Raw genomic sequence first — 22,620 nt, 5'->3', positions numbered from 1 at the left:
TTTGATGCGGGTAGGTCTCATTTAATGCTAAATGGCACAACTACTTTTCATGTGGGTATCAAAGAATTTTCCGAAGATTATGAAGCCCTCTTAAGTTTACAGGGAGAAGAAAAAAAAAGACAGAAAGAAGCACTTGATAAAAAATATAGTAAGGACAATATAGGATGGGTATATGTTTTGGTCGAAGGTCGTTTAGAGGAATTGGATTATACAGAGTATACTCAAAAGGATAGAAATAAAATTAATAGAAAAATAGGCTTTTCTCCTCTATTGGTGGGTGGTGGCATGACTTGGTTACAACCTTATTTAAAAAATGGAGCACGCCCTATGGGGCAACGTCCATATGGCTGTTTTGTATCTTCTACAGGCACTCCTAAGGTAATCAAAACATTATGGACGGATAGACAAAACAATGAATTACCAGATGCAGTAGCCTTTGGAAGTCAAGTAAGACTTCATATCTACACCCAAGATCTTTATGGCCAAGAATTAACTATAGGATTAGTAGATCGAGATATTTTCAATCCAAATGATGAACTATCCGTTACTAGTAATAATGAAGATGCAGCCCTAGCAGATGCTTTTGTAATCAGTACCGCTTTTCGTAGAGAAATTACACATAAGGCAGAACTCACCTTTGAAAAAAATTTCAATGATATTATAAAAGGCCAGGTTACTATATTCGGCAATAAACAAACACATGTACAGAAGACAAGTATAGATGTATTTGTAGATCCGTATTGGGCCATAGTTGCAGGTAAAAGCTTAAAAATTTTTCCTACTGTAATGTTAGAGGCTACCGGTAAATTTATAGAGTTTGAACGCCAGTATCTTTCTGTTAAGGAAAATGCTAAAAAATATGAGGGCCCTGGGAAATTGGGGAACGTTTCTGTTCAGGTAGGTGAAATTGAAACTAACATAAAAGCTTTTTCACCCTGTCGTTATAAAACTATTGTTGCAACTCTACCAAATCAAGAACCCTTTACCTTGTTCAGCGAAGATGGGCAGGTTAATACAGGAGCTTCGGTAATCAATACAGGTATGGTTACCAACGGTAGTAATAAAAAGGTATTTAAGATTGAAGTAACTGATATTGATAACGAAGGGTGTTCAGAGACAGAAACTGGCAAAATGCATGAAAATAACGTAATAGATACATCTGTCTTGGACGAGCTGAATATTGAATATGAACAAACAAAGGGAAAAACAGCTTCAGTCTCCTTTGTACCCATATATCCATACAAATATTTAAACAACGGTAACCCCGATTTTTTCAATTTTTTTATTTCTTATTTCCCTGTAATATCTAATAATAATGGACTATTTTTTGAGCTGCCTATAACCACCTGTGCTTATCAGAAAAAAGTAAAATTTATAGTTTTCCCCGACGTTCATTTTGCCATGCATTTGCAGGTGGGTAAGGTCGATAAGAAACTAAAAAACTTTTATAAAGAGATAGAAGTTCCTATTATAAGTGGTTTGGACAAAGAATTTGAACAAGCACAAAAACATCAAGATTTTATATATCAATACCTAAAATACATACCAGTATTTGCACTGCATAAATTTATCCAAGAACTTATCATGGATTATTTAAAAGGAGAAGCTGCTAAATTTGGTGTAGGTCTACATGGGTATCATTCTTTTACAACTCCTATTGGTCCTGGTTTAAAAAAAGGGACTGACTATGAGCAATTAGATTATGGTGTAGAATACCCTTTGGTTCCGAAAGCTATAATTGCCTATGGGCTTTTATGCAGTGTTGTCATGGATGCTTTACTTCTCTATTTCTCTGGTGGTGGATACGCCGCGGTGAAGGCAGGAGCAAAAGCAACTTCAGTAGCAGGAAAAACTTGGAAACAGCTTAAATTAGCTAGACGAAGATACAAACAGTATAAAACTGCTAAGAAACTTGCCACTGGAAATTTTGTTGAACCAGCCAGATCAGATAGAACGGAGTTTGAATTTATAGCACCCAAAATTCGAAGAATCACTGGTATGGGCTTTGTTCAAGATAAACAAGGTGCTATTAGTCTTGAACTGACCGAAAAAATATTAGCCTCCCCTTTATTTGCTATGAGTTATACTATCAAAGGTGATTGGGGCGACTTTTTAGCAGCTGTTACAGGAGTAACGGGTATGTTCAATGGCCTTGAAGTGGCTAATAATGTCGTTGGTGAAATTCTTAAGATCAAAAGTATTAAAGATGATGTAAACAAGGCTCAAGGTAAGACTGAGACCGATACCCGTTCAAATACTGAAAAAGCCGCAACAGGTATTGCCAAACGTACCGGTAATAGGCAAGACTTTTTTGACAGGTTGGAAGATAAAATACAATTAGACCTAAAGGAATTTGCAAAAAAATATGGTCAAGAAGGGGAAATTGAAATATACTTTTCCGGTTTTATCGATGCCCATTATGAACTTACGGCAAACAACGCTAAAGGCCTAAATCTTTCGTTATATGATGAAAATGGTGCCCTTATTAAAAATTATGATAATACTACCGGGGTTTCGTATGGGTGTGATTATGGCATTACGGCCGGGGTAATCATGAGTTTTAAAAGCGAGGTAACCATAAAATGGACTAAATTAGCCGCTTACACTCCAAAATTTTTGGGAGATGGGTTGTACGATACTAATATTGACTTTGAACTAGAGGGCGAAATGGGCGGATCTATTCATTATGAATGTACGTATACCCGTAAAGGCCAAGCCCCTACTATGAAACAACAGGTTATTATCTGTACCGGTATTCGAGGTATGGCGTATGCAAAGATCAAATTAGAAATTGACAAAAAAGTAGGCGAAAATAAGAAATGGGAATTGAAAGTGGGAAAAAAACGAGAGAAAGATGCGCCACGTATAACGGATAGATATAATGGTGAATATACTGAATTACTTAAGGACTTTACTATACCTTTTGATCCCGTACCCGTATTCGACGATTCATTGAAAAACTATTTTGATTAATTACCTATAGAATGAATAAATACACCTTTTTATTAGTACTAAGCGTCTTCATTTCTTGCGGACAAGTAAAAAAAAATAACGAAGATTCTCAAAACATGGTAAACGATATCTCTAATTTAAATATACAGGCCATAAATGCAACTAATGTAGTAGATTATATAGCCGCTCAAGTTAAGACGTATGATAAGTACCCCATGTATGCCATACGACCCTTACAAAACAATTGTATTTTCACTATTTTAGTAAACGGTGAATTACTTTACAAGGAGTTTACATTAGAAAAAGCAGGTACTCCCATTATGTTAAATTCACTCATCTTAAAAACCGGCAAGCAAACGCTGACCTACCGTTTGTACCCTATAGGTGACCTTATGGTACAGGAATACGGCAAGGGCGATACGGTAAAGACCTTAAAAAAAAATACCTCGATGAGCTTAAAAATTATCCGTTATGATGATTTTAAAACTGGACGTGGCCTAAGTGACGAGATTGTAATTGCGGAACATACGAGTCCAACGAAAGAAGGAACCCGTGAATTTATAGGTGCCGGGTTACCTTATTACGAACATACCATCACCTTTAACGCCGAGGTACCCTACGAAAACGAAGGCTGGACCAACGGACAAGACCTTAGTAAATTTGATGAAGAAGAACTGGAAGCGGTGGTCAAAAAAAGAAACCTGCAAATAGGTGAATTATACAAGAACAAAGAACTGGACTCCTTAGTCCGCATAGAGCACGTAAATGGGTTAATATATGCCAAGGCCAATTACCGCACCAAGGATGAACTGCAAGGTATTTTTGACCAATACAAAGAAAACGTTTTAAAAGACAAGGAGTTGCAACCTATGGAAGGCTATCAAATGGAACTTTATGGGCAGAACAGAATCGTCACGTTACGGTATTCCATCACCAACCCGCCGGACCCAAGAATGCAAGGTATGCCAGCACTTTTCTATCTCTATGAAGATGTGGATGGTGACACCTCTGCTCAATTTTTATCATTAACTTTCTATCTCCCAAAAGGTAAAGCACTTACTCCTGAAAATTTACAGATACTGTAGATGAAAATACATCTAAAAACACCACAAAAGCTGTCTAGTAATTTTAGATAGCTTTTGTTTTTTAGATGAGCAGTAGAACCTCTAAATTCGACAATACAATAGGATTTTATTTTGTTCCTTTACAACCGTATATTTACATTAATCAAAAAGAAACGTATTAATTATTTATATTTTTCATTTATCGCAGTCTATGAAAAACTTATATTTTACCGTACTGGCCCTACTATGTAGCAGTGTCTTTGGTTGTGCCCAACAAAAAAAGGACAACAATACCGCGTTACCTGTATCAGAGAAAATTAAAGAGATCAACTCAAAAAATATGGTAGCGGCCATTACTGCCAAGGTAAAACGTTATGACGAGGAGCCTTTGTACTACCTCCGGATCGGAAAGGCCAATTGTTTAATAGAAGTTTTGGTGAACGATATGCCGGTATATAAAAATTATAAACTCTCCAATTTGGCAAGCCCTTTGGAAATAAATCATAAAATTTTAAAATCGGGCAACCAGACCGTTACGGTACGCATGTACCCCGTAGGCGATATGATCAAAGAGGACTATGAATATGGGGAAACCATTACCCAGTTGGGGGATGCCTCAAATGTACGCATCAAGGTGATCCGTCTGGACAAACAAGGGGCTATGGGCTTGCACGACGAAGAGGAGATACTAGACCACCAAAGCCCCACTACAGATCCCGAAGGGGAAGTGTTTGCTGGTACAGGCCTTCCTTTTTACGAATATAGCTTTGAATTTTTCGCAAAAGTACCCTATGACCTTAGTAAGAATTCTTGGGGCGATGCTGCATATCTCCGCGCCGTGGACCAAGAGGTGCTGGAGCAGAAAATGCTAGACTATTATAAAACATTTTTAAAAGAATATAAAAGAGGAAACGAAGATTTTATTGCACAACAATATTTCCAATCTTTTTATCTACAAGCGCAAGCCTATTATAAAACCAAGGAAGAAATACAGGAAATGTGGGATGAACAGTCGGAACTGCTCAATAATTCTACAGTTAAGCCCCAACCCATAAAGGATTACGAACTGGTATTTTATGCACAGGGCGGAGTAGCCTTTCTACGCCTTAAAAACAAAGAAGATACTTACTATAGGAATAAATGCGCTGGTTATGTAGAGTACTTTAAAGGTGATGATGAAAGAGGAAGATTTTTCGGACTCTACCTTTATGCTCCTAAAAAAGGGTTCAATAAAAAAGACTTTAGGTTGATAATGGCCTAATGCGTGGTTTTGAGCTATGCCGACCGCTATTGTTATTTTTAATAATCCTATTTAAAAGTGTCCTTAAAAAACAAAAGCTTTAACCTTTTGATGATTGTATTGTGGAGTGTCTTTAGCTGTGCACAGCAGAACAAAGACATAAATGCAACTAATGTAGTAGATTATATGGCTGCTCAGGTTAAGACGTATGATAAGCACCCCATGTATGCCATACGACCCTTACAAAACAATTGTATTTTCACCATTTTGGTAAACGGTGAATTACTTTACAAGGAGTTTACATTGGAAAAAGCAGGTACTCCTATTATGTTAAATTCACTCATCTTAAAAACCGGAGAACAAACACTTACCTATCGCCTCTACCCTATAGGCGACCTTATGGTACAAGAATACGGTAAAGGCGAGACGGTAACTACTTTAAAGAAGAATACCTCGATGAGCTTAAAAATAATCCGTTACGATGATTTTAAAACCGGACGTGGCCTAAGTGACGAGATTATAATTGCGGAACACACCAGCCCCCTTAAAAAAGGAACCCGTGAATTTATCGGTGCCGGACTACCCTATTACGAACACACAATCACTTTTAACGCCGAGGTTCCCTATGAAAACGCAGGATGGACCAACGGACAAGACCTTAGTAAATTTGATGAAGAAGAACTGGAAGCGGTGGTCAAAAAAAGAAACCTGCAAATAGGAAACTTATACCAAAACAAAGAACTAGATTCCTTAGTGCGTATAGAGCACGTAAATGGGTTAATGTATGGTATAGCCAATTATCGTACTAAAGAAAAATTTCAGGGTATATTTGATCGATATAAAGAGGATGTGTTAAAGGACAAAGAGATGCAACCCATGGAAGGCTACCAAATGGAATTGTATGGAGAGAATAGAATTGTAACATTACGTTATTCCATCACCAACCCTCCAGACCCAAGACTTCAGGGCATGCCAGCTCTTTATTATCTTTATAAAGATGAATATGGCACCTTGGTTGATTTTTTATCTTTAACATTTTATCTCCCAAATGGTAAAGCATTGACCCCCGAAAATTTACAAATTTTGTAAAATATAATATACATCTAAAAACACCACAAAAGCTGTCTAGTAATTTTAGATAGCTTTTGTTTTTTAGATGAGCAGTAGAACCCCTAAATTCGACAATACAATAAGAGTTTATTTTGTTCCTTTACAACCGTATATTTACATTAATCAAAAAGAAAAAGGTAACTATTGCTATTTTTCATTTATTGTACCTAAAAAAAATACATTTTACCCATTCTTCTATTTTATTGATTGTGGTCGTACGTTAATAGCCGTTTTTCACTATTATAGGCGAACATCCTTTAGAACCTTCTATATTTGGAAAACCAATCTGATCATTGCAACAAACCAAATACTTTGATATACCTATAAGCAATTACAAAAAAGCGAGTTAAGAGCCTATCCCATCATAAAAACCCTAAATAGGACCGTGTTGAACATCGTAATTTGACCTACTAACAATTTCCTTGAAAGTCTACTTTTAATAGCTTTGTAAGTCAAGAATAAAAAGCATTATGAGTTCAAAAAAGACACTATTTGATAAAGTATGGGATTCCCACGTGGTAGAACATATTGAAAATGGTCCGGATGTATTGTTCATCGACCGACACATGGTTCATGAAGTTACCAGTCCCGTTGCCTTTCTAGGGTTGAAAAACAGGGGCATAAAAGTATTGCATCCTGAAAAAACGTTCGCTACAGCGGATCACAACACCCCTACGATAAACCAGCATTTGCCTGTTGAAGATCCACTTTCAGCCAATCAGTTGAAAGCTTTGGAAGAAAATTCAGCGACCTACGGTATCTCCTATTGGGGATTGGGTCATGAAAAAAACGGGATTGTGCATGTTGTAGGTCCGGAATATGGAATTACACAACCAGGGGCTACCATTGTATGTGGTGACTCCCACACCTCTACCCACGGTGCTTTCGGTGCCATTGCCTTTGGTATCGGTACTTCGGAAGTTGAAATGGTATTGGCCACACAATGTATTATGCAGGCCAAACCAAAGAGTATGCGTATCAATGTTGAGGGATCATTGAGCAGGGGCGTAACACCAAAAGATGTTGCCCTTTACATTATCTCACAATTGACAACTTCTGGTGCTACCGGTTATTTTGTTGAGTATGCCGGACAGGTTTTCCGTGATATGACCATGGAAGGCAGAATGACCGTCTGTAATCTTAGTATAGAAATGGGAGCACGTGGTGGTATGATCGCTCCCGATGAAAAAACCTTTGAATATGTAAAAGGACGTGAGTTCTCACCTAAAGGTGCAGCATTGGACAAGGCAATGGCCTATTGGGAAACCTTGTACACCGATGAAGGTGCTCAGTTCGATAAGGAAATCACTTTTGATGCTTCGAACATTGAACCCATGATCACCTACGGAACCAATCCGGGAATGGGTATCGGAATTTCAAATGATATTCCCAATGCCGATGCCGTTGAAGGCGGGGCAGCTACGTATCAAAAATCGCTTCAATATATGAATTTCAATGAAGGCGAAAGCATGATGGGCAAACCCATAGATTTTGTTTTCCTTGGAAGTTGTACAAACGGAAGAATTGAAGATTTCAGGGCATTTACCTCTTTGGTCAAAGGAAAGAAAAAAGCGGATAATGTTACCGCTTGGTTGGTTCCAGGATCACACCAAGTAGAAGCTGCCATCAAAGCGGAAGGATTGCTGGATATACTTAACGAAGCAGGTTTTGAATTGCGCGAACCAGGCTGTTCTGCCTGTTTGGCCATGAACGATGATAAGGTTCCTGCCGGCAAATATGCAGTAAGTACTTCGAACCGAAATTTTGAAGGCCGTCAAGGTCCCGGTTCAAGAACATTGTTGGCTAGTCCGTTAGTGGCCGCTGCCGCTGCCGTTACCGGAAAAGTTACAGATCCTAGAGAGTTGATGGAAACTGTTTAAAGCTAAGCGCAAAACGCAGTACGCTAAGCGCTAATTATAATTGAAATGAGGGATTATCGTAAATATGATGTGTGGAAATTAGGGCATGAAATAACATTGAATATTTATAGTATTACAAAAGCTTTCCCTAAGGATGAAGAATTTGGAATTACAAGTCAAATGAGAAGATCATCTTTTTCAATTCCTTCTAACATTGCAGAAGGTTGTGGTAGGGCGTCAGATGCAGAGTTTAAACGTTTTTTAATTATTTCCAGAGGGTCAGCAGCAGAGCTAGAATATTTTATGCTTCTAGCCAAGGATTTAAAGTATATAGATGATGTATCATACACCACTTTATATGATAAAGTAAATAAAGTTAAACGTAGTATAAGTAATTTAATTCAAAAGATATAGTAGTTATAATCAACGCATCGCGATTGGCGTAATGCGCAAAGCAAAATAAATATGGCATACGATAAATTCAATATATTAACTTCTTCAGCGGTACCGCTTCCCATTGAGAATGTGGATACCGATCAAATAATTCCGGCCCGTTTTTTAAAGGCCACCGAACGTAAAGGTTTTGGCGACAATCTATTTAGGGATTGGCGTTATAACCCAGACAATTCACCGAAAAAAGATTTCGTCCTTAATAATCCCATATATAGAGGTAAGATTTTGGTCGGGGGCAAGAATTTCGGTTCTGGTTCCTCTAGGGAACATGCCGCATGGGCAGTTTATGATTATGGTTTCCGTTGTGTAGTATCCAGTTTCTTTGCGGATATCTTCAGGAACAATTGTTTGAACATAGGGGTATTACCCGTTCAAGTGAGTCCGGAATTCCTGCATAAGATCTTTACGGCCATTGAAGCTGACCCCAACGCACAGTTGGAAGTTAATCTTCCCGAACAATCCATTACCATTCTTGCTACAGGTGAAAAGGAAAGCTTCGAGATCAATGATTATAAAAAAGCGAATATGTTGAACGGATTCGATGATATCGATTTCTTATTGAATATCAAGGATAAGATCAGCGAATACGCCCAAGACACCCCTCTTTAATAATTGTTTAAAAGATAAGTTCCCTATATGAGCAAACGGCGGATTGAAATAATGGACACCACTTTACGTGATGGGGAACAGACATCAGGGGTATCCTTTTCGGTTTCAGAAAAACTGACCTTGGCCAAACTACTTTTGAATGAATTAAAGGTAGATCGCATAGAGATCGCATCGGCCCGTGTTTCTGAAGGGGAATTGAAGGCCGTTCAGGAAATCACAAAATGGGCTGCGGAAAAAGAATATCTGGACCGGGTTGAAATTTTGACTTTTGTAGATGGAGGTGTTTCGTTGGCATGGATGGAAAAAGCAGGTGCCCGTGTTCAAAACTTGTTAACCAAAGGTTCTTTGAACCACCTTACCCATCAGCTTAAGAAAACACCGGAAGAACATTTTGAAGACATATCCAAGGCCATAGAACAGGCTTCCAAAAAAGGAATCAAAACCAATGTTTATTTGGAAGATTGGAGTAATGGGATGCGAAATTCCAAAAAGTATGTATTTCAATATCTGGACTTTCTGACCCAACAGCCTGTTGAGCGTATATTACTTCCCGATACTTTAGGTGTATTGACCCATACCGAGACTTTTGAATTTATTTCAGAAATCGTAGAACGCTACCCGAATGCCCACTTTGATTTTCATGGGCATAATGATTATGATCTTGGTGTTGCCAACGTAATGGAAGCCTTAAAAGCAGGTTGCCATGGAATACACCTTACCGTTAACGGTATGGGGGAACGGGCAGGCAATGCACCAATGGCGAGTGTTGTGGCGGTCATCAATGATTTTCTTCCCAATTTAAAGATTGCGGTTAAAGAGTCCTCTTTGTACAAAGTAAGCAAATTGGTCTCCGCCTTTACAGGTTTCGGCATTCCGGCCAACAAGCCAATTGTGGGCGATAATGTATTTACCCAAACCGCAGGCATTCATGCCGATGGTGATAGTAAAAAGAACCTGTATTTTAATGACCTTTTACCTGAAAGGTTTGGTAGAAAACGCAAATATGCATTGGGTAAAACATCCGGTAAAGCGAATATCCAAAAGAATTTACAGGAATTGGGACTTAAGCTCAATGATGATGAACTGAAAAAAGTTACCCAACGAATCATTGAACTGGGAGATAAGAAAGAACGGGTCACCAAAGATGACCTCCCATATATTATTTCCGATGTATTGAACAGTGGTGATTTTAATCAAAAGGTTTTTGTGAAATCATATGTTCTCACCCACGCCAAGGGTCTTAAACCATCGACCACCGTTGCGGTTGAAATCGACGGAGAATTGCATGAAGCCAACTCCCACGGAGATGGCCAGTATGATGCATTCATGAACGCCCTAAGAATCATATACAAATCTAAAAAAAGGGATTTTCCAAAACTTACTGACTATGCGGTGCGTATACCTCCTGGAAGTAATTCGGATGCCCTATGCGAAACGATTATCTCTTGGGACAATAACGGGACAGAGTTCATAACAAGAGGTTTGGATTCCGATCAAACGGTATCGGCCATTAAGGCAACTGAAAAGATGTTGAATATAATTTAGCCGCTTTACGCTTTTGCCGAACACCAATCGCACATTGCTGATAAAATCAAAATTTTTGAATTAAAAATAGTTTTTTTGAAATTTAATGGTAACATTGATAGAATAAGACAAATTTAAATAACCCAATATAAATTAAAGATAAAATTAGGTGATATGCGATTAGCGTACAACCTTTTTTAAAGCGAACTAAAATGAAATTAAACATAGCCCTTTTAGCAGGAGACGGTATAGGTCCTGAAGTAATCGATCAAGCCGTAAAAGTATCAAATGCGATTGCACAGAAATTCAATCACGAAATCAATTGGAAACCTGCGCTTACCGGAGCTGCCGCAATTGATGCCGTTGGTGAGCCTTATCCTGATGAAACCCATGAAGTATGTGCAAATGCCGACGCGGTATTATTCGGCGCCATTGGTCATCCCAGATTCGATAACGACCCTTCGGCTAAAGTTCGTCCGGAACAAGGTTTATTGAAAATGAGACAAAAATTAGGATTGTTCGCGAACGTTCGTCCTACTTTTACCTTCCCTTCCCTAATCGATAAATCGCCATTGAAAAGGGAACGTATCGAAGGCACCGATTTGATTATATTGAGGGAGCTGACCGGAGGGATATATTTTGGTGAACGTGGACGAAAAGATAATGGTGACACCGCTTATGACACTATGACCTATCAACGTTTTGAAATACAACGTTTGGCTAAAAAAGGTTTTGAAATGGCCATGAAACGTTCCAAAAAACTTTGTTGTGTTGATAAGGCCAATGTATTGGAATCATCCCGTTTGTGGAGGGAAACCGTACAGGCCATGGAAAAAGACTATCCAGAAGTTGAAGTAACCTATGAATTTGTAGATGCAGTAGCCATGCGTCTAGTACAATGGCCAAGTGCTTATGACGTGATGATCACGGCGAACTTGTTCGGTGACATTTTAACGGATGAAGCTTCAGTGATCGCAGGGTCTATGGGATTAATGCCTTCTTCCTCTGTCGGAAGCAAAGTATCTTTATATGAACCTATCCACGGATCGTACCCACAAGCAGCAGGAAAGGATATTGCCAATCCGTTGGCAACGGTATTATCGGCAGCCATGCTTTTCGAAGATATGGATCTAACCGCCGAAGCACAAGCAATCCGTGATGTGGTGAACAAATCATTGGCCGAAGGTGTTGTTACCGAAGATCTAGCGGAAGGTGGTAAAGCCTATAAAACGAGTGAAGTTGGGGATTGGTTAGCGGCCAATCTATAAGTTTACTGCAATTCTATTCAAAAAAATAAAGCCCGATGCACTCTAAGCATCGGGCTTCTTTGATCTTGGTTACCGAATATTCTCTTTTTCAATTTTTTTTAAAATCTATTAACGGCCATTTTTCTATACTTAAAGGCCTTATAACGTCTATAGAAAATTATCCCAAAAGCCATTAGCACCCCAAGTCCGGCCAAAACGGCCCCTACTATACCAGCATACACCACTCCATAACCTAATGCGATGGGAAGTCCCGCAAAATACGCACCGGAGGCATTCCCCATATTAAAGGCACTCTGGTTCAAGGATGAGCCCAACATCTCATTTCCTTTTGAGGTATTTATTATTGCCATTTGAATGGGTGTCGCTACGGTAAAGGAAGCTATCCCTATTAAAAACGTCATCACCAAAACCACATACGGATTAAAAGCGAATAATGAATTGAACAGCAAGAAAGCAACCATGATACCAAGACTTATACTTACAGCCTTGAGAGGAGCGAACCACTCTGCCATTTTAGCCCCGAGAAAATTACCCACGACCATTCCCAGTCCGGCCAAAATCATGGCATGACCAACCATATATTCGGGCCAACCGGCTACATCTGTAATAAAAGGGGCGATATAGCTGTACCAAGCAAAGAATCCACCGGTACCAATAGTTGTCAATGCTATCAAAGCCCAAAGTTCCCCATTTTTAATCACCTTTTGATGATTAATGGAAGGCTCCTTTGGTTCGGATACCAATTTAGGCATCCATAGAAAGATACTGGAAACCGCCAACACACCGACTAGACCCACCATATAAAAAGACATGCTCCAATTGTATTGGTGCCCAATATACGTGCCAATGGGCACTCCGACTACATTGGCAAGGGTCAGTCCGGAAAACATTACCGCAATGGCCTGTGCCGATTTACCTTCTTTGGCCAATTTTCCTGCTACCACAGCACCTATTCCAAAGAATGCACCATGGGGCAGACCGGATAAGAATCGGGCAACCAAAAGGGTATAATAACTATCTGAAAAACCCGATACGGTATTACTGATGGTAAACCACCCCATTAATAATAACAACATTTTACGTGAATCCATTTTATTGGCAAAAGAGGTCAATAAAGGAGCTCCCACGACAACCCCTAATGCATAGGCGGCGATAAAGTGCCCTGCCTGTGAAATACCTATATGGAGTCCTTTGGCAACATCAGGCAGAATACCCATGATAACGAACTCCGTTAATCCAATTCCGAAACCACCTATAGCTAGGGCGATCAAGGCCTTTTTATTGGTTATATTCTTTTTCATGATTTTCGTTTTTTTTGTTCAACGTAACATTCAGAAAAAAGTTAATCGATTTTCTTTACGTACTATTCAAACTTTATAACGCAAAATTACCTGCGTAAGTCTGTCGATAACTATACGGCTTTATCTAATTTTAACGCTATTTTACCCCAAAACGAGAATTAACATTTATTTTATGTTAATTTTCAGTATTTTATGGTGAAAATAGCGCAGTACACGCTTTGTATTAATAGTAATTAGGCCGTATATGGAAAACCTATAATGAACGAGGTCTTCTTTTAAAACAGAACTTTTTGAAAATGCAAAGGATTTAAAAACAATTAGAAATTAAATATTCATTGAGAGGGATAGGTGAAAATTACTGAAGTTTACAAGCAAAAAAGCCTTCCCTATTTCTGGGAAGGCTTTTTATATATGGTTTGCTAAACTATCGAAACAGTTTCAATAGCTTATTGTAAAAACCAAGGTTATTTAAAGAATATAGTCCGTACTAATAAAGTTTGATAGTTTAGCCTCCAACAATTTCTCAACGATCTCGGTATTCAACTCATTATCCTTAAAGGCCACAAAGGTCCTGATCGAGAACGAACGCAGCGCATCATGTACACTCAAGGTCGATTGTGCGGAATCCTTTCTACCCGTAAACGGATATACATCCGGTCCACGCTGGCAAGAACTGTTCAGGTTAACACGGCATACCAGATTCACCAATGTATCTATCAACGGTGCAACGGCATAAACATCTTTACCGAATAAACTCACTTGTTGACCATAATTGCTTTCGGCCATATCGTTCAAAGGTTCATCTATATCACTAAAAGGTACAATCGGAATTATTGGTCCAAACTGCTCTTCTTGATAAACCCGCATATCCTTGGTAACAGGATATAATACAGCTGGCCAAATGTAATTATCGAAACGTTTCCCGCCTTTTTTATTCAATATTTTAGCACCTTTTGCTACGGCATCATCAATCAACTCTTGAATATAGTCGGGTTTACCAGGTTCTGGTAATGGTGTCAATTGAACTCCTGCATCCCACGGGTTTCCGAATTTCATGGCATCAACGCGCTCGGCAAATTGTGTATTGAAACCATCCGCGATATTTTCATGGGCATAAATTACCTTTAAAGCTGTACAACGTTGCCCGTTAAAGGACAAAGTACCGGCCAAACATTCATCTACCGTTAAGGAAAGATCGGCATCCGGTAGTATAATTGCAGGATTTTTCGCTTCCAAGCCCAACACCAATCGCAATCGGTTACTTTTTGGGTGTTGGTTTTGCAGTGCATTGGCAGATTTACTGTTACCGATCAAAGCAAGAACATCTACCTTACCGGTCTGCATAATAGGTGAGGCTACCGCCCTACCCCTACCGAAAAGAATATTCACAACACCTTTAGGGAAACTGCTTTTAAAAGCTTCAATTAGTGGTGCAATTAATAATACACCATGCTTTGCAGGCTTAAATATAGTCGTATTCCCCATTATGATAGCGGGAATCAAAAGGGCAAAAGTCTCATTTAATGGGTAATTATAAGGTCCCAGGCATAAAACAACCCCTAACGGTCCCCTTTTAATATGGGCATAGACGCCATCTTGTTTTTGAAACTTGGCGGCATCACGATCCATTTGTTTATAATCCTCAATAGTATCATAAATATACTCTACCGTACGATCGAATTCCTTTTGGGAATCGGGCAATGATTTTCCAATTTCCCACATTAGTAACTTAACCACCTCTTCACGCTTGGTTTTCATCTTTTCGACGAATACCTCCATACAGGCGATACGGTCCCTGACCAACATGGTAGGCCATGCACCTTGTCCCCTATTATAGGCGCCCGTTGCGGCATCCAAGGCTTCCAAAGCTTCTTTTTCGCCCATATCGGGAATACTTCCCAATAAGGTAGGCTTATATTTATCGGTACTTGATATGGTGGAATATACCTTTGATACGTTTCCTGTCCATTCCTTTAAATCGCCATTCAATAAATATGTTTTCTGGTTTAAAGGCTCGGTAATTTTATATTCAGCTGGTATTGCCATATTATTTTTTTAAAAGATTAAAATTCTATTACAAAATTATGTGTTTAACACTAAAAAACAGTCATAGAAAACCAAAGAAAGTCAAAGAATTGAGATTTGTAATAATTACCTTGATTAATGTGACACCACTATACTAAATACTGGAATAAATCGGGTTTATCATTCAGGTAACCTCCAAAAAAGTTATGGGCTTTCATACGATCGATCAAAGGTTGTAGGTCTGCGGTACTTTTCAACTCTATTCCCACGATGGCCGGTGCATTTTCCTTATTCGACTTTTTAGAATATTCAAAATGGGTAATGTCATCATCTGGGCCCAAAATATCAGCAACAAAATGCTTTAATGCCCCAGGTCGCTGTGGAAAACGAACAATAAAATAATGCTTTAACTTCCCATATAACAAAGCCCGTTCCTTTATTTCGGCCATTCGTGCAATATCATTATTGCTTCCACTTACGATGCAGACCACATTCTTCCCCTTTATTTCTTCGGCATAGTCATCCAAGGCGGCAATGGTCAATGCCCCTGCCGGTTCCACAACTATAGCATCCCTATTGTAAAGATCCAAAATGGTCTGGCAGACTTTGCCTTCTGGTATAGCACAAATATCGTGCAGATACTCCTTACAGATCGCAAAGGTCAGATCCCCGACACGTTGTACCGCAGCTCCATCAATAAATTTATCAATTTTCTCCAATCGTGTATTGGTCCCATTATCTATAGATGTCTTCATGGAAGCCGCCCCTAATGGCTCTACCCCGATAATTTTCGTGTGTGGTGACAACGCATTGAAAACCCCGCACAAACCAGAAGCAAGTCCGCCCCCACCTACGGCAACGAATATGTAGTCGATAGGGGTACTTATCTGCTCCAAGAGCTCCAAACCGATCGTACCTTGACCTTCGATTACCTTTTCATCATCGAAAGGATGTACAAATGTCTTATCATTTTCCCTACAAAACTGCAATGCGGCTTTAGATGAATCATCGAAGGTATCACCTTCCAATACGATTTCAATGGTATCTCCCCCGAACATTTTAGTCTGTTGAACCTTCTGTTTTGGGGTTACCGATGGCATATAAATGGTTCCCTTGATGCCCAAATGGTGACAAGCGAAAGCGACTCCTTGGGCATGGTTACCGGCACTTGCGCAAACCACCCCTTTAGACCTTTCTTCCTGCGTCAAGGAACTCATTTTATTATACGCCCCACGTATCTTATAAGAACGTACCCGATGAAGATCTTCCCGTTTAAGGAGAACATTAGACCGGTACTGTTTAGAAAGACGGATACTCTCGTCCAATGGGGTAACTTTCGCCACTTCATGGATAACCTCCAAGGCGGATTTTATGTCTTTTAATTGTGGAAAATATGCCATGCCCAAAGATAAAAAGTCCTATCGGGATTTGATCTAACAATGACCCCTAAAATAAAAAGACCCGTCAGATTTTGAATACCCGACAGGTCTTGCTATAATGTTTTGATTATTAAACGATTGGTTTCATCGCTGTCATTGAAGCCCTTAATCTTGCCCCTACAATTTCTACAGGGTGCTCCCTAAGTGCCTTATTCACCGTAATCAATTTGGCGTTATCAACACCATTGTCTTTACCTGCGCCGTATTGTTTACCTATGACATCGGTATCTATTCCTTTCATAAAATCTGCCAATAAAGGTTTACACGCATGATCGAATAGGTAACAACCGTATTCCGCCGTATCGGAAATTACCCGGTTCATTTCGAACAATTTTTTACGTGCAATGGTATTGGCGATCAAAGGGGTTTCATGTAAGGACTCATAATAAGCCGACTCACCGATAATACCGGATTCGGTCATGGATTCATATGCCAACTCTACACCGGCACGTACCATGGCCACCATTAATACGCCATTATCATAAAATTCCTGCTCACTGATTTTTACATCACCGGCCGGCGTTTTCTCAAAGGCAGTTTCCCCTGTTTCGGCCCTCCAGGTTAAAAGGTTCTTATCATCATTGGCCCAATCCTCCATCATGGTTTTGGAAAAATGACCACTCATGATATCATCCATATGTTTATGGAATAAAGGACGCATAATATCCTTTAATTCTTCTGAGAGTTCAAAAGCTTTTATTTTAGCTGGATTTGATAAACGATCCATCATATTGGTTATTCCCCCATATTTTAATCCTTCGGTAACGGTTTCCCAACCATATTGGATTAATTTGGAAGCATAACCGGCATCGATTCCTTTTTCGATCATCTTATCAAAACAAAGGATAGAACCGGTTTGCAATAATCCACAAAGTATGGTCTGCTCACCCATAAGGTCTGATTTCACTTCGGCTACGAAAGAAGATTCCAACACCCCGGCTTTATGTCCGCCAGTACCTGCAGCATAAGCTTTGGCCTGTTCCAAACCTTTACCTTCAGGATCATTGTCCGGATGTACGGCAATTAATGTAGGAACACCGAAACCTCTTTTATATTCTTCACGAACCTCAGAACCTGGACTCTTTGGTGCTACCATAATAACGGTAAGATCCTTACGGACCTGCATACCTTCTTCAACGATATTAAAACCATGGGAATAAGATAATGTGGCCCCTTTTTTCATCAAAGGCATTACCGCACTTACCACATTGGTATGTTGCTTATCCGGAGTAAGGTTGATCACCAAATCTGCCGAGGGCACCAACTCTTCATAGGTACCAACAGTAAAACCGTTTTCGGTTGCATTGATGTAAGACTGTCTTTTTTCCTTTATGGCCGCTTCACGAAGGGTATAGGAAATATCAAGGCCCGAATCCCTCATGTTCAATCCTTGGTTGAGGCCTTGTGCCCCACAACCTACAATTACTATCTTCTTACCTTTTAAAGCAGTTACACCATCTGAAAATTCGCTGGAATCCATAAATCTACATTTCCCCAACTGGGTCAATTGATCCCTTAGTGATAGTGTATTAAAATAATTTGCCATTTTAAATTCTCGTTTTAAGCCCCGATATTTCTCGGGATTGATTATTAATCTTGATAAAAGTTTTTTAATAGTTTGCTTATCGGCATCTCTGCCTTTGACACGGCTATTCTACCTGATCGAACGAACTGCATGATCCCATAAGGTAATAATGCTTCGTGCATTTCGTCTATCTCATGTCTTCGTCCTGATTTTGCCAACACAAAAAAGTCGCGGGAAACGGTAACGATCTGTGAATTACTCTCTTTAATGATATTCTGTATTTGACGTTCATCAAAAAGAAGGTGGGAAGCCACTTTGAACAATGCCGATTCTTGATAAATGATCTCATCATCATCATGGAAAAAAGCCTTTATGACCTCAATCTGTTTTTCAATTTGTTGCACTATTTTACGTGTCCAATCCTCGGTGGTATTTACAACGATCGTGAATTTGGAAACATTCTCAATCTCCGATTTAGAAACGTTAAGACTCTCTATATTAATGTGACGTTTCAAGAAAATACCTGAAATCCTATTCAGTAATCCCACATTATTTTCAGCATAAACTGAAATCGTAAACCATTCTTTTTTCATAATAAAAGTAACACTAAGTCTGTTCGAACGCAGTCGAGAACAAAATATTCAGTAAACCAAGACCTCCCGACTGCGCTCGAGGGGACATTTTCCATATTGTTTGATCGTTTGATCGATCATTATAAATCCGTGGTAACTCAAGAACCTTGGAAATGTATATCTATTTCAATCTAATATCCGATACAGATGCCCCTGAAGGTATCATTGGGAATACGTTATCTTCTTTCTCTACCCTTACTTCCAAGAAGTAAGCATCTTTCGAGGCCAACATTTCGGCAATAGTAGCTTTTAGATCTTTTCTATCTGTTATTTTTTTAGCGGTAATATCATAACCTTCTGCAATCTTCACGAAATTCGGATTGCTCATAACCGTTGAGGCATATCTACTTTCAAAGAACAGTTCTTGCCATTGGCGTACCATTCCCAAATGCTCATTATTCAAAACCACGATTTTCACCGGGGTTTTATTCTGGAATATAGTTCCCAATTCTTGAATGGTCATTTGATACCCACCATCACCGATTATGGCAACGACTTCCCGATCCATTGCGCCCATTTTGGCACCAATGGCAGCCGGCAATGCAAATCCCATGGTTCCCAGTCCACCGGATGTAATATTACTTTTGGATTGTTTGAACTTTGAATATCTACAAGCAATCATTTGATGTTGCCCAACATCGCTCACGATAACGGCCTTATGACCCGAAGCGGTATTTATTTCATTGATTACTTCGGCCATGGTCATTCCTTCTTTGGTCGGGTGTAATTCGTCCTTAATGACCGCATCGAATTCTATTTTATATCTTTTCTTGAACTCATTATGCCAAGCCTCATGCTTGTTTTCTTTTATTTTGGGCAATATCATTCCCAATGTTTCCTTTGAATTACCCAATACCGCCACATCGGCTGTTACATTTTTATTGATTTCTGCAGGGTCTATTTCAAAATGTATGACCTTGGCCTGCTTTGCATAAGTATCCAAATTACCTGTGACCCTATCGTCAAAACGCATACCAATGGCAATAAGCACATCGCATTCATTGGTCAACATATTCGGCGCATAATTACCATGCATCCCTACCATTCCCACATTCAATGGGTGGTCGGAGTCCAAAGCGGAAAGTCCCAAAATGGTCCAAGCTGCGGGAATTCCTGATTTTTCTATCAATTCTTTCAATTCATCTTCGGCCTGACCCAAAATAACACCTTGGCCGAATACGATCATAGGTTTTTTGGCCTCATTAATCAATTTGGCCGCAGCATCTATTGCTTCTGTATTTGGTTTTGGTACAGGATTATAACTTCGGATACCGGTGCAATGCTCATAACTGAAATCCAATTCATCGAACTGGGCATTTTTTGTGATATCGACAAGAACAGGTCCTGGACGACCGGATCTGGCGATATAAAAAGCCTTGGCCAAAATCTCCGGAATTTCCTCTGCTTTGGTAATCTGGTAATTCCATTTGGTCACCGGAGTCGAAATACCGATGATATCGGTTTCCTGAAATGCATCAGAACCCAATAAATGTCTTGTTACCTGCCCTGTTATACATACCATTGGAGTTGAATCTATCTGGGCATCTGCCAAGCCTGTAACCAAATTCGTTGCTCCCGGTCCTGAAGTTGCCATGGCAACCCCAACCCTACCCGTTACGCGTGCAAAACCTTGGGCCGCATGGGTCGCCCCTTGTTCATGACGGGTAAGAATATGGGTCAATTTATCCTGAAACTTATAAAGTTCGTCATAGACCGGCATAATAGCCCCACCTGGGTATCCATAAAGTATATCTACACCTTCTGCCAATAAACAATGTATAATCGCCTCTGCACCACTTACCTTCATCGCCGTGGTTTTTTTGGCATCTTTATTCTTTTCTTTCAAAGTCTCCATAATTATTTATACTTATTGGGGTATTTAAAAGTATCTCCCCTTTATGCCCCAATGGGGTAAATTTCGATTATAACATCCTAGAATTCATCGGTAACACAACCTTGGGCTGCCGATGAGACCGAACGGGCATATTTATACAATACCCCTTTTTTGAATTTTAATTCTGGCTCAACCCACTCTGATTTACGTTTTGCAAGCTCTTCTTCCGAAACTTCCACATTTATCGAATTGGTTTCCGCATCAATGACGATCGTATCCCCATCTTTAACTAGGGCGATTACACCACCCTCTTGAGCTTCGGGAGAAATATGGCCGACAACGAAGCCATGGGTACCTCCGGAAAAACGACCGTCTGTAATCAAGGCTACGTCTTTACCTAGGCCTGCGCCCATTATGGCCGCTGTAGGTTTTAGCATTTCCGGCATTCCTGGCCCCCCTTTAGGACCTTCATAACGAATCACGACCACGTCCCCTTTTTTAACGAGTCCGTTACGTATACCGTCATTGGCATCGTACTCACTGTTGAAAACTTTGGCTACACCTTTAAAAATGAGTCCTTCTTTACCGGTTATTTTTGCTACGGAACCATTTTTTGCAAGGTTACCATAAAGCATGCGTAAATGCCCTGTAGCTTTAATGGGTTTGTCCAAAGGCATGATAACATCCTGTCCTTCTTCTAAATCCGGTACATTTTCCAAGTTTTCGGCCAATGTTTTACCCGTAACGGTCAAACAATCACCATGTAAAAGTCCGTTCTTCAATAAATATTTCAATACGGCTGGAATTCCGCCAACACGGTGAACATCTTCCATTAAATATTTACCGCTAGGCTTTAAATCGGCAATAAAAGGCGTCGTGTCACTGATATGTTGGAAATCCTGTAAGGTAAAATCGATATCAGCAGCCCTTGCTATGGCCAAGAAATGTAAAACCGCATTGGTTGACCCTCCCATGATAGTAACTAAGCGAATGGCATTTTCCAATGATTTTCTTGTTACAATGTCCAATGGTTTAATGTCCTTCTCAATAAGAACCCGCATTTGCTTACCAGCCTCTACACACTCCTTTTCTTTTAGATAATTATCTGCAGGATTGGAAGAATTATAAGGTAATGACATTCCAAGAGCCTCAATGGCAGAAGCCATCGTATTGGCCGTATACATACCTCCACAAGCACCTGCTCCAGGAATCGATTTTTTTATAATGCTTTTGAATTCGTCTTCTTCCATAGTTCCGGCAACCTTCTCTCCCCAAGCCTCAAACGCTGAAACGATATCAAGTTTTCTATCATTATGACATCCTGATGCAATAGTACCGCCATAAACCAAAATAGAAGGTCTATTCAATCTAATCATCGCCATAAGGGCTCCTGGCATGTTCTTGTCGCAACCTACAACCGTTACCAAGGCATCATATGACATTCCCTGAACTACGGTCTCCATAGAATCCGCGATTATATCCCTTGAGGGTAATGAGAAACGCATTCCTGGGGTTCCCATTGAAATACCATCACTTACCCCGATAGTATTGAAGATCAGTCCAACTGTTTCCTTTGAATTAACCCCTTCTTTCACCAATTTGGCAAGGTCGTTCAAATGCATGTTACACGGATTCCCCTCGTAACCCGTACTAGCTATACCGACCAAAGGCTTATTAAAATCCTCATCTTTAAAACCAATACCGTACAACATGGCCTGAGCAGCTGGTTGTGTTGGGTCTTGGGTTACATTCTTACTATATTTATTCAATTCCATCTAGTATACT

The 22,620-nt window shown here is 39.7% G+C and carries 16 protein-coding genes; 9 read left to right on the top strand and 7 right to left on the bottom strand.

Annotation, left to right across the window (positions count from 1 at the left end; genetic code table 11):
- Positions 1 to 51: 51 nt before the first annotated feature.
- From GJ691_RS11980 to leuB, 9 genes are all read left to right on the top strand, one after another.
- Positions 52 to 2,973, top strand: coding sequence for a hypothetical protein (locus tag GJ691_RS11980; RefSeq protein WP_154367164.1), 2,922 nt, complete (start codon positions 52 to 54; stop codon positions 2,971 to 2,973).
- Between the two features lie 95 nt (positions 2,974 to 3,068).
- The gene (locus GJ691_RS11975; RefSeq protein ID WP_154367162.1) at positions 3,069 to 4,037 is read left to right on the top strand and encodes a hypothetical protein; all 969 of its coding nucleotides are present in this window, start codon (positions 3,069 to 3,071) and stop codon (positions 4,035 to 4,037) included.
- Positions 4,038 to 4,227: 190 nt separating this feature from the next.
- A complete protein-coding gene (locus GJ691_RS11970) occupies positions 4,228 to 5,277 on the top strand; it encodes a hypothetical protein (RefSeq protein WP_154367160.1) in 1,050 nt (349 codons plus the stop codon).
- A 90-nt stretch (positions 5,278 to 5,367) separates the two neighbouring features.
- Positions 5,368 to 6,345 (top strand): hypothetical protein, encoded by a 978-nt coding sequence (locus GJ691_RS11965; protein ID WP_179955112.1) that lies wholly within the window; start codon positions 5,368 to 5,370, stop codon positions 6,343 to 6,345.
- Between the two features lie 491 nt (positions 6,346 to 6,836).
- Positions 6,837 to 8,246 carry a 3-isopropylmalate dehydratase large subunit gene (gene leuC, locus GJ691_RS11960; protein ID WP_154367157.1) on the top strand — a complete coding sequence of 470 codons (1,410 nt, stop codon included), beginning with the start codon at positions 6,837 to 6,839 and terminating at the stop codon, positions 8,244 to 8,246.
- A gap of 45 nt (positions 8,247 to 8,291) precedes the next feature.
- Positions 8,292 to 8,639: a four helix bundle protein gene (locus GJ691_RS11955; RefSeq protein ID WP_154367155.1), complete on the top strand. Its 348-nt coding sequence runs from the start codon at positions 8,292 to 8,294 to the stop codon at positions 8,637 to 8,639.
- Between the two features lie 51 nt (positions 8,640 to 8,690).
- A complete protein-coding gene (leuD, locus tag GJ691_RS11950; protein WP_154367153.1) occupies positions 8,691 to 9,287 on the top strand; it encodes a 3-isopropylmalate dehydratase small subunit in 597 nt (198 codons plus the stop codon).
- A gap of 27 nt (positions 9,288 to 9,314) precedes the next feature.
- Positions 9,315 to 10,832, top strand: coding sequence for an alpha-isopropylmalate synthase regulatory domain-containing protein (locus GJ691_RS11945; RefSeq protein ID WP_154367151.1), 1,518 nt, complete (start codon positions 9,315 to 9,317; stop codon positions 10,830 to 10,832).
- A 191-nt stretch (positions 10,833 to 11,023) separates the two neighbouring features.
- Entirely contained in the window at positions 11,024 to 12,079 is a 1,056-nt protein-coding gene (leuB, locus tag GJ691_RS11940; protein ID WP_154367149.1) for a 3-isopropylmalate dehydrogenase, read from the top strand.
- A 98-nt stretch (positions 12,080 to 12,177) separates the two neighbouring features.
- Here leuB and GJ691_RS11935 read toward each other — a convergent pair whose 3' ends face one another.
- From GJ691_RS11935 to ilvD, 7 genes are all read right to left on the bottom strand, one after another.
- Positions 12,178 to 13,380: an MFS transporter gene (locus GJ691_RS11935; protein ID WP_154367148.1), complete on the bottom strand. Its 1,203-nt coding sequence runs from the start codon at positions 13,378 to 13,380 to the stop codon at positions 12,178 to 12,180.
- A gap of 468 nt (positions 13,381 to 13,848) precedes the next feature.
- Positions 13,849 to 15,426, bottom strand: coding sequence for an NADP-dependent glyceraldehyde-3-phosphate dehydrogenase (locus GJ691_RS11930; protein ID WP_154367146.1), 1,578 nt, complete (start codon positions 15,424 to 15,426; stop codon positions 13,849 to 13,851).
- Positions 15,427 to 15,554: 128 nt separating this feature from the next.
- The gene (gene ilvA / locus GJ691_RS11925; protein WP_154367144.1) at positions 15,555 to 16,805 is read right to left on the bottom strand and encodes a threonine ammonia-lyase IlvA; all 1,251 of its coding nucleotides are present in this window, start codon (positions 16,803 to 16,805) and stop codon (positions 15,555 to 15,557) included.
- A gap of 109 nt (positions 16,806 to 16,914) precedes the next feature.
- Positions 16,915 to 18,390, bottom strand: coding sequence for a ketol-acid reductoisomerase (ilvC, locus tag GJ691_RS11920; RefSeq protein WP_154367142.1), 1,476 nt, complete (start codon positions 18,388 to 18,390; stop codon positions 16,915 to 16,917).
- 44 nt (positions 18,391 to 18,434) lie between these two features.
- The gene (gene ilvN / locus GJ691_RS11915; protein WP_154367140.1) at positions 18,435 to 18,962 is read right to left on the bottom strand and encodes an acetolactate synthase small subunit; all 528 of its coding nucleotides are present in this window, start codon (positions 18,960 to 18,962) and stop codon (positions 18,435 to 18,437) included.
- Between the two features lie 160 nt (positions 18,963 to 19,122).
- Complete coding sequence (ilvB, locus tag GJ691_RS11910; RefSeq protein WP_154367138.1) at positions 19,123 to 20,856, bottom strand: biosynthetic-type acetolactate synthase large subunit; 1,734 nt, start codon at positions 20,854 to 20,856, stop codon at positions 19,123 to 19,125.
- Positions 20,857 to 20,933: 77 nt separating this feature from the next.
- On the bottom strand, positions 20,934 to 22,610 hold the full coding sequence (gene ilvD / locus GJ691_RS11905) for a dihydroxy-acid dehydratase (protein ID WP_154367136.1): 1,677 nt from the start codon (positions 22,608 to 22,610) through the stop codon (positions 20,934 to 20,936).
- Positions 22,611 to 22,620 lie beyond the last annotated feature (10 nt).

Origin of the sequence: Maribacter luteus (assembly GCF_009674825.1) — a bacterium.
Taxonomy (GTDB): domain Bacteria; phylum Bacteroidota; class Bacteroidia; order Flavobacteriales; family Flavobacteriaceae; genus Maribacter_A; species Maribacter_A luteus.
The sequence above is the reverse complement of the archived record's forward strand: the minus strand, read 5'-3'. Positions and strand labels throughout refer to the sequence as shown.

What these genes read in the sequence shown, in the direction of transcription:
- GJ691_RS11975 (WP_154367162.1), top strand. Translation starts at nt 3,069, where the DNA reads ATGGTAAACGATATCTCTAATTTAAATATACAGGCCATAAATGCAACT.
- GJ691_RS11970 (WP_154367160.1), top strand. Translation starts at nt 4,228, where the DNA reads ATGAAAAACTTATATTTTACCGTACTGGCCCTACTATGTAGCAGTGTC.
- GJ691_RS11965 (WP_179955112.1), top strand. Translation starts at nt 5,368, where the DNA reads ATGATTGTATTGTGGAGTGTCTTTAGCTGTGCACAGCAGAACAAAGAC.
- leuC (WP_154367157.1), top strand. Translation starts at nt 6,837, where the DNA reads ATGAGTTCAAAAAAGACACTATTTGATAAAGTATGGGATTCCCACGTG.
- GJ691_RS11955 (WP_154367155.1), top strand. Translation starts at nt 8,292, where the DNA reads ATGAGGGATTATCGTAAATATGATGTGTGGAAATTAGGGCATGAAATA.
- leuD (WP_154367153.1), top strand. Translation starts at nt 8,691, where the DNA reads ATGGCATACGATAAATTCAATATATTAACTTCTTCAGCGGTACCGCTT.
- GJ691_RS11945 (WP_154367151.1), top strand. Translation starts at nt 9,315, where the DNA reads ATGAGCAAACGGCGGATTGAAATAATGGACACCACTTTACGTGATGGG.
- leuB (WP_154367149.1), top strand. Translation starts at nt 11,024, where the DNA reads ATGAAATTAAACATAGCCCTTTTAGCAGGAGACGGTATAGGTCCTGAA.
- GJ691_RS11935 (WP_154367148.1), bottom strand. Translation starts at nt 13,380, where the DNA reads ATGAAAAAGAATATAACCAATAAAAAGGCCTTGATCGCCCTAGCTATA.
- GJ691_RS11930 (WP_154367146.1), bottom strand. Translation starts at nt 15,426, where the DNA reads ATGGCAATACCAGCTGAATATAAAATTACCGAGCCTTTAAACCAGAAA.
- ilvA (WP_154367144.1), bottom strand. Translation starts at nt 16,805, where the DNA reads ATGGCATATTTTCCACAATTAAAAGACATAAAATCCGCCTTGGAGGTT.
- ilvC (WP_154367142.1), bottom strand. Translation starts at nt 18,390, where the DNA reads ATGGCAAATTATTTTAATACACTATCACTAAGGGATCAATTGACCCAG.
- ilvN (WP_154367140.1), bottom strand. Translation starts at nt 18,962, where the DNA reads ATGAAAAAAGAATGGTTTACGATTTCAGTTTATGCTGAAAATAATGTG.
- ilvB (WP_154367138.1), bottom strand. Translation starts at nt 20,856, where the DNA reads ATGGAGACTTTGAAAGAAAAGAATAAAGATGCCAAAAAAACCACGGCG.
- ilvD (WP_154367136.1), bottom strand. Translation starts at nt 22,610, where the DNA reads ATGGAATTGAATAAATATAGTAAGAATGTAACCCAAGACCCAACACAA.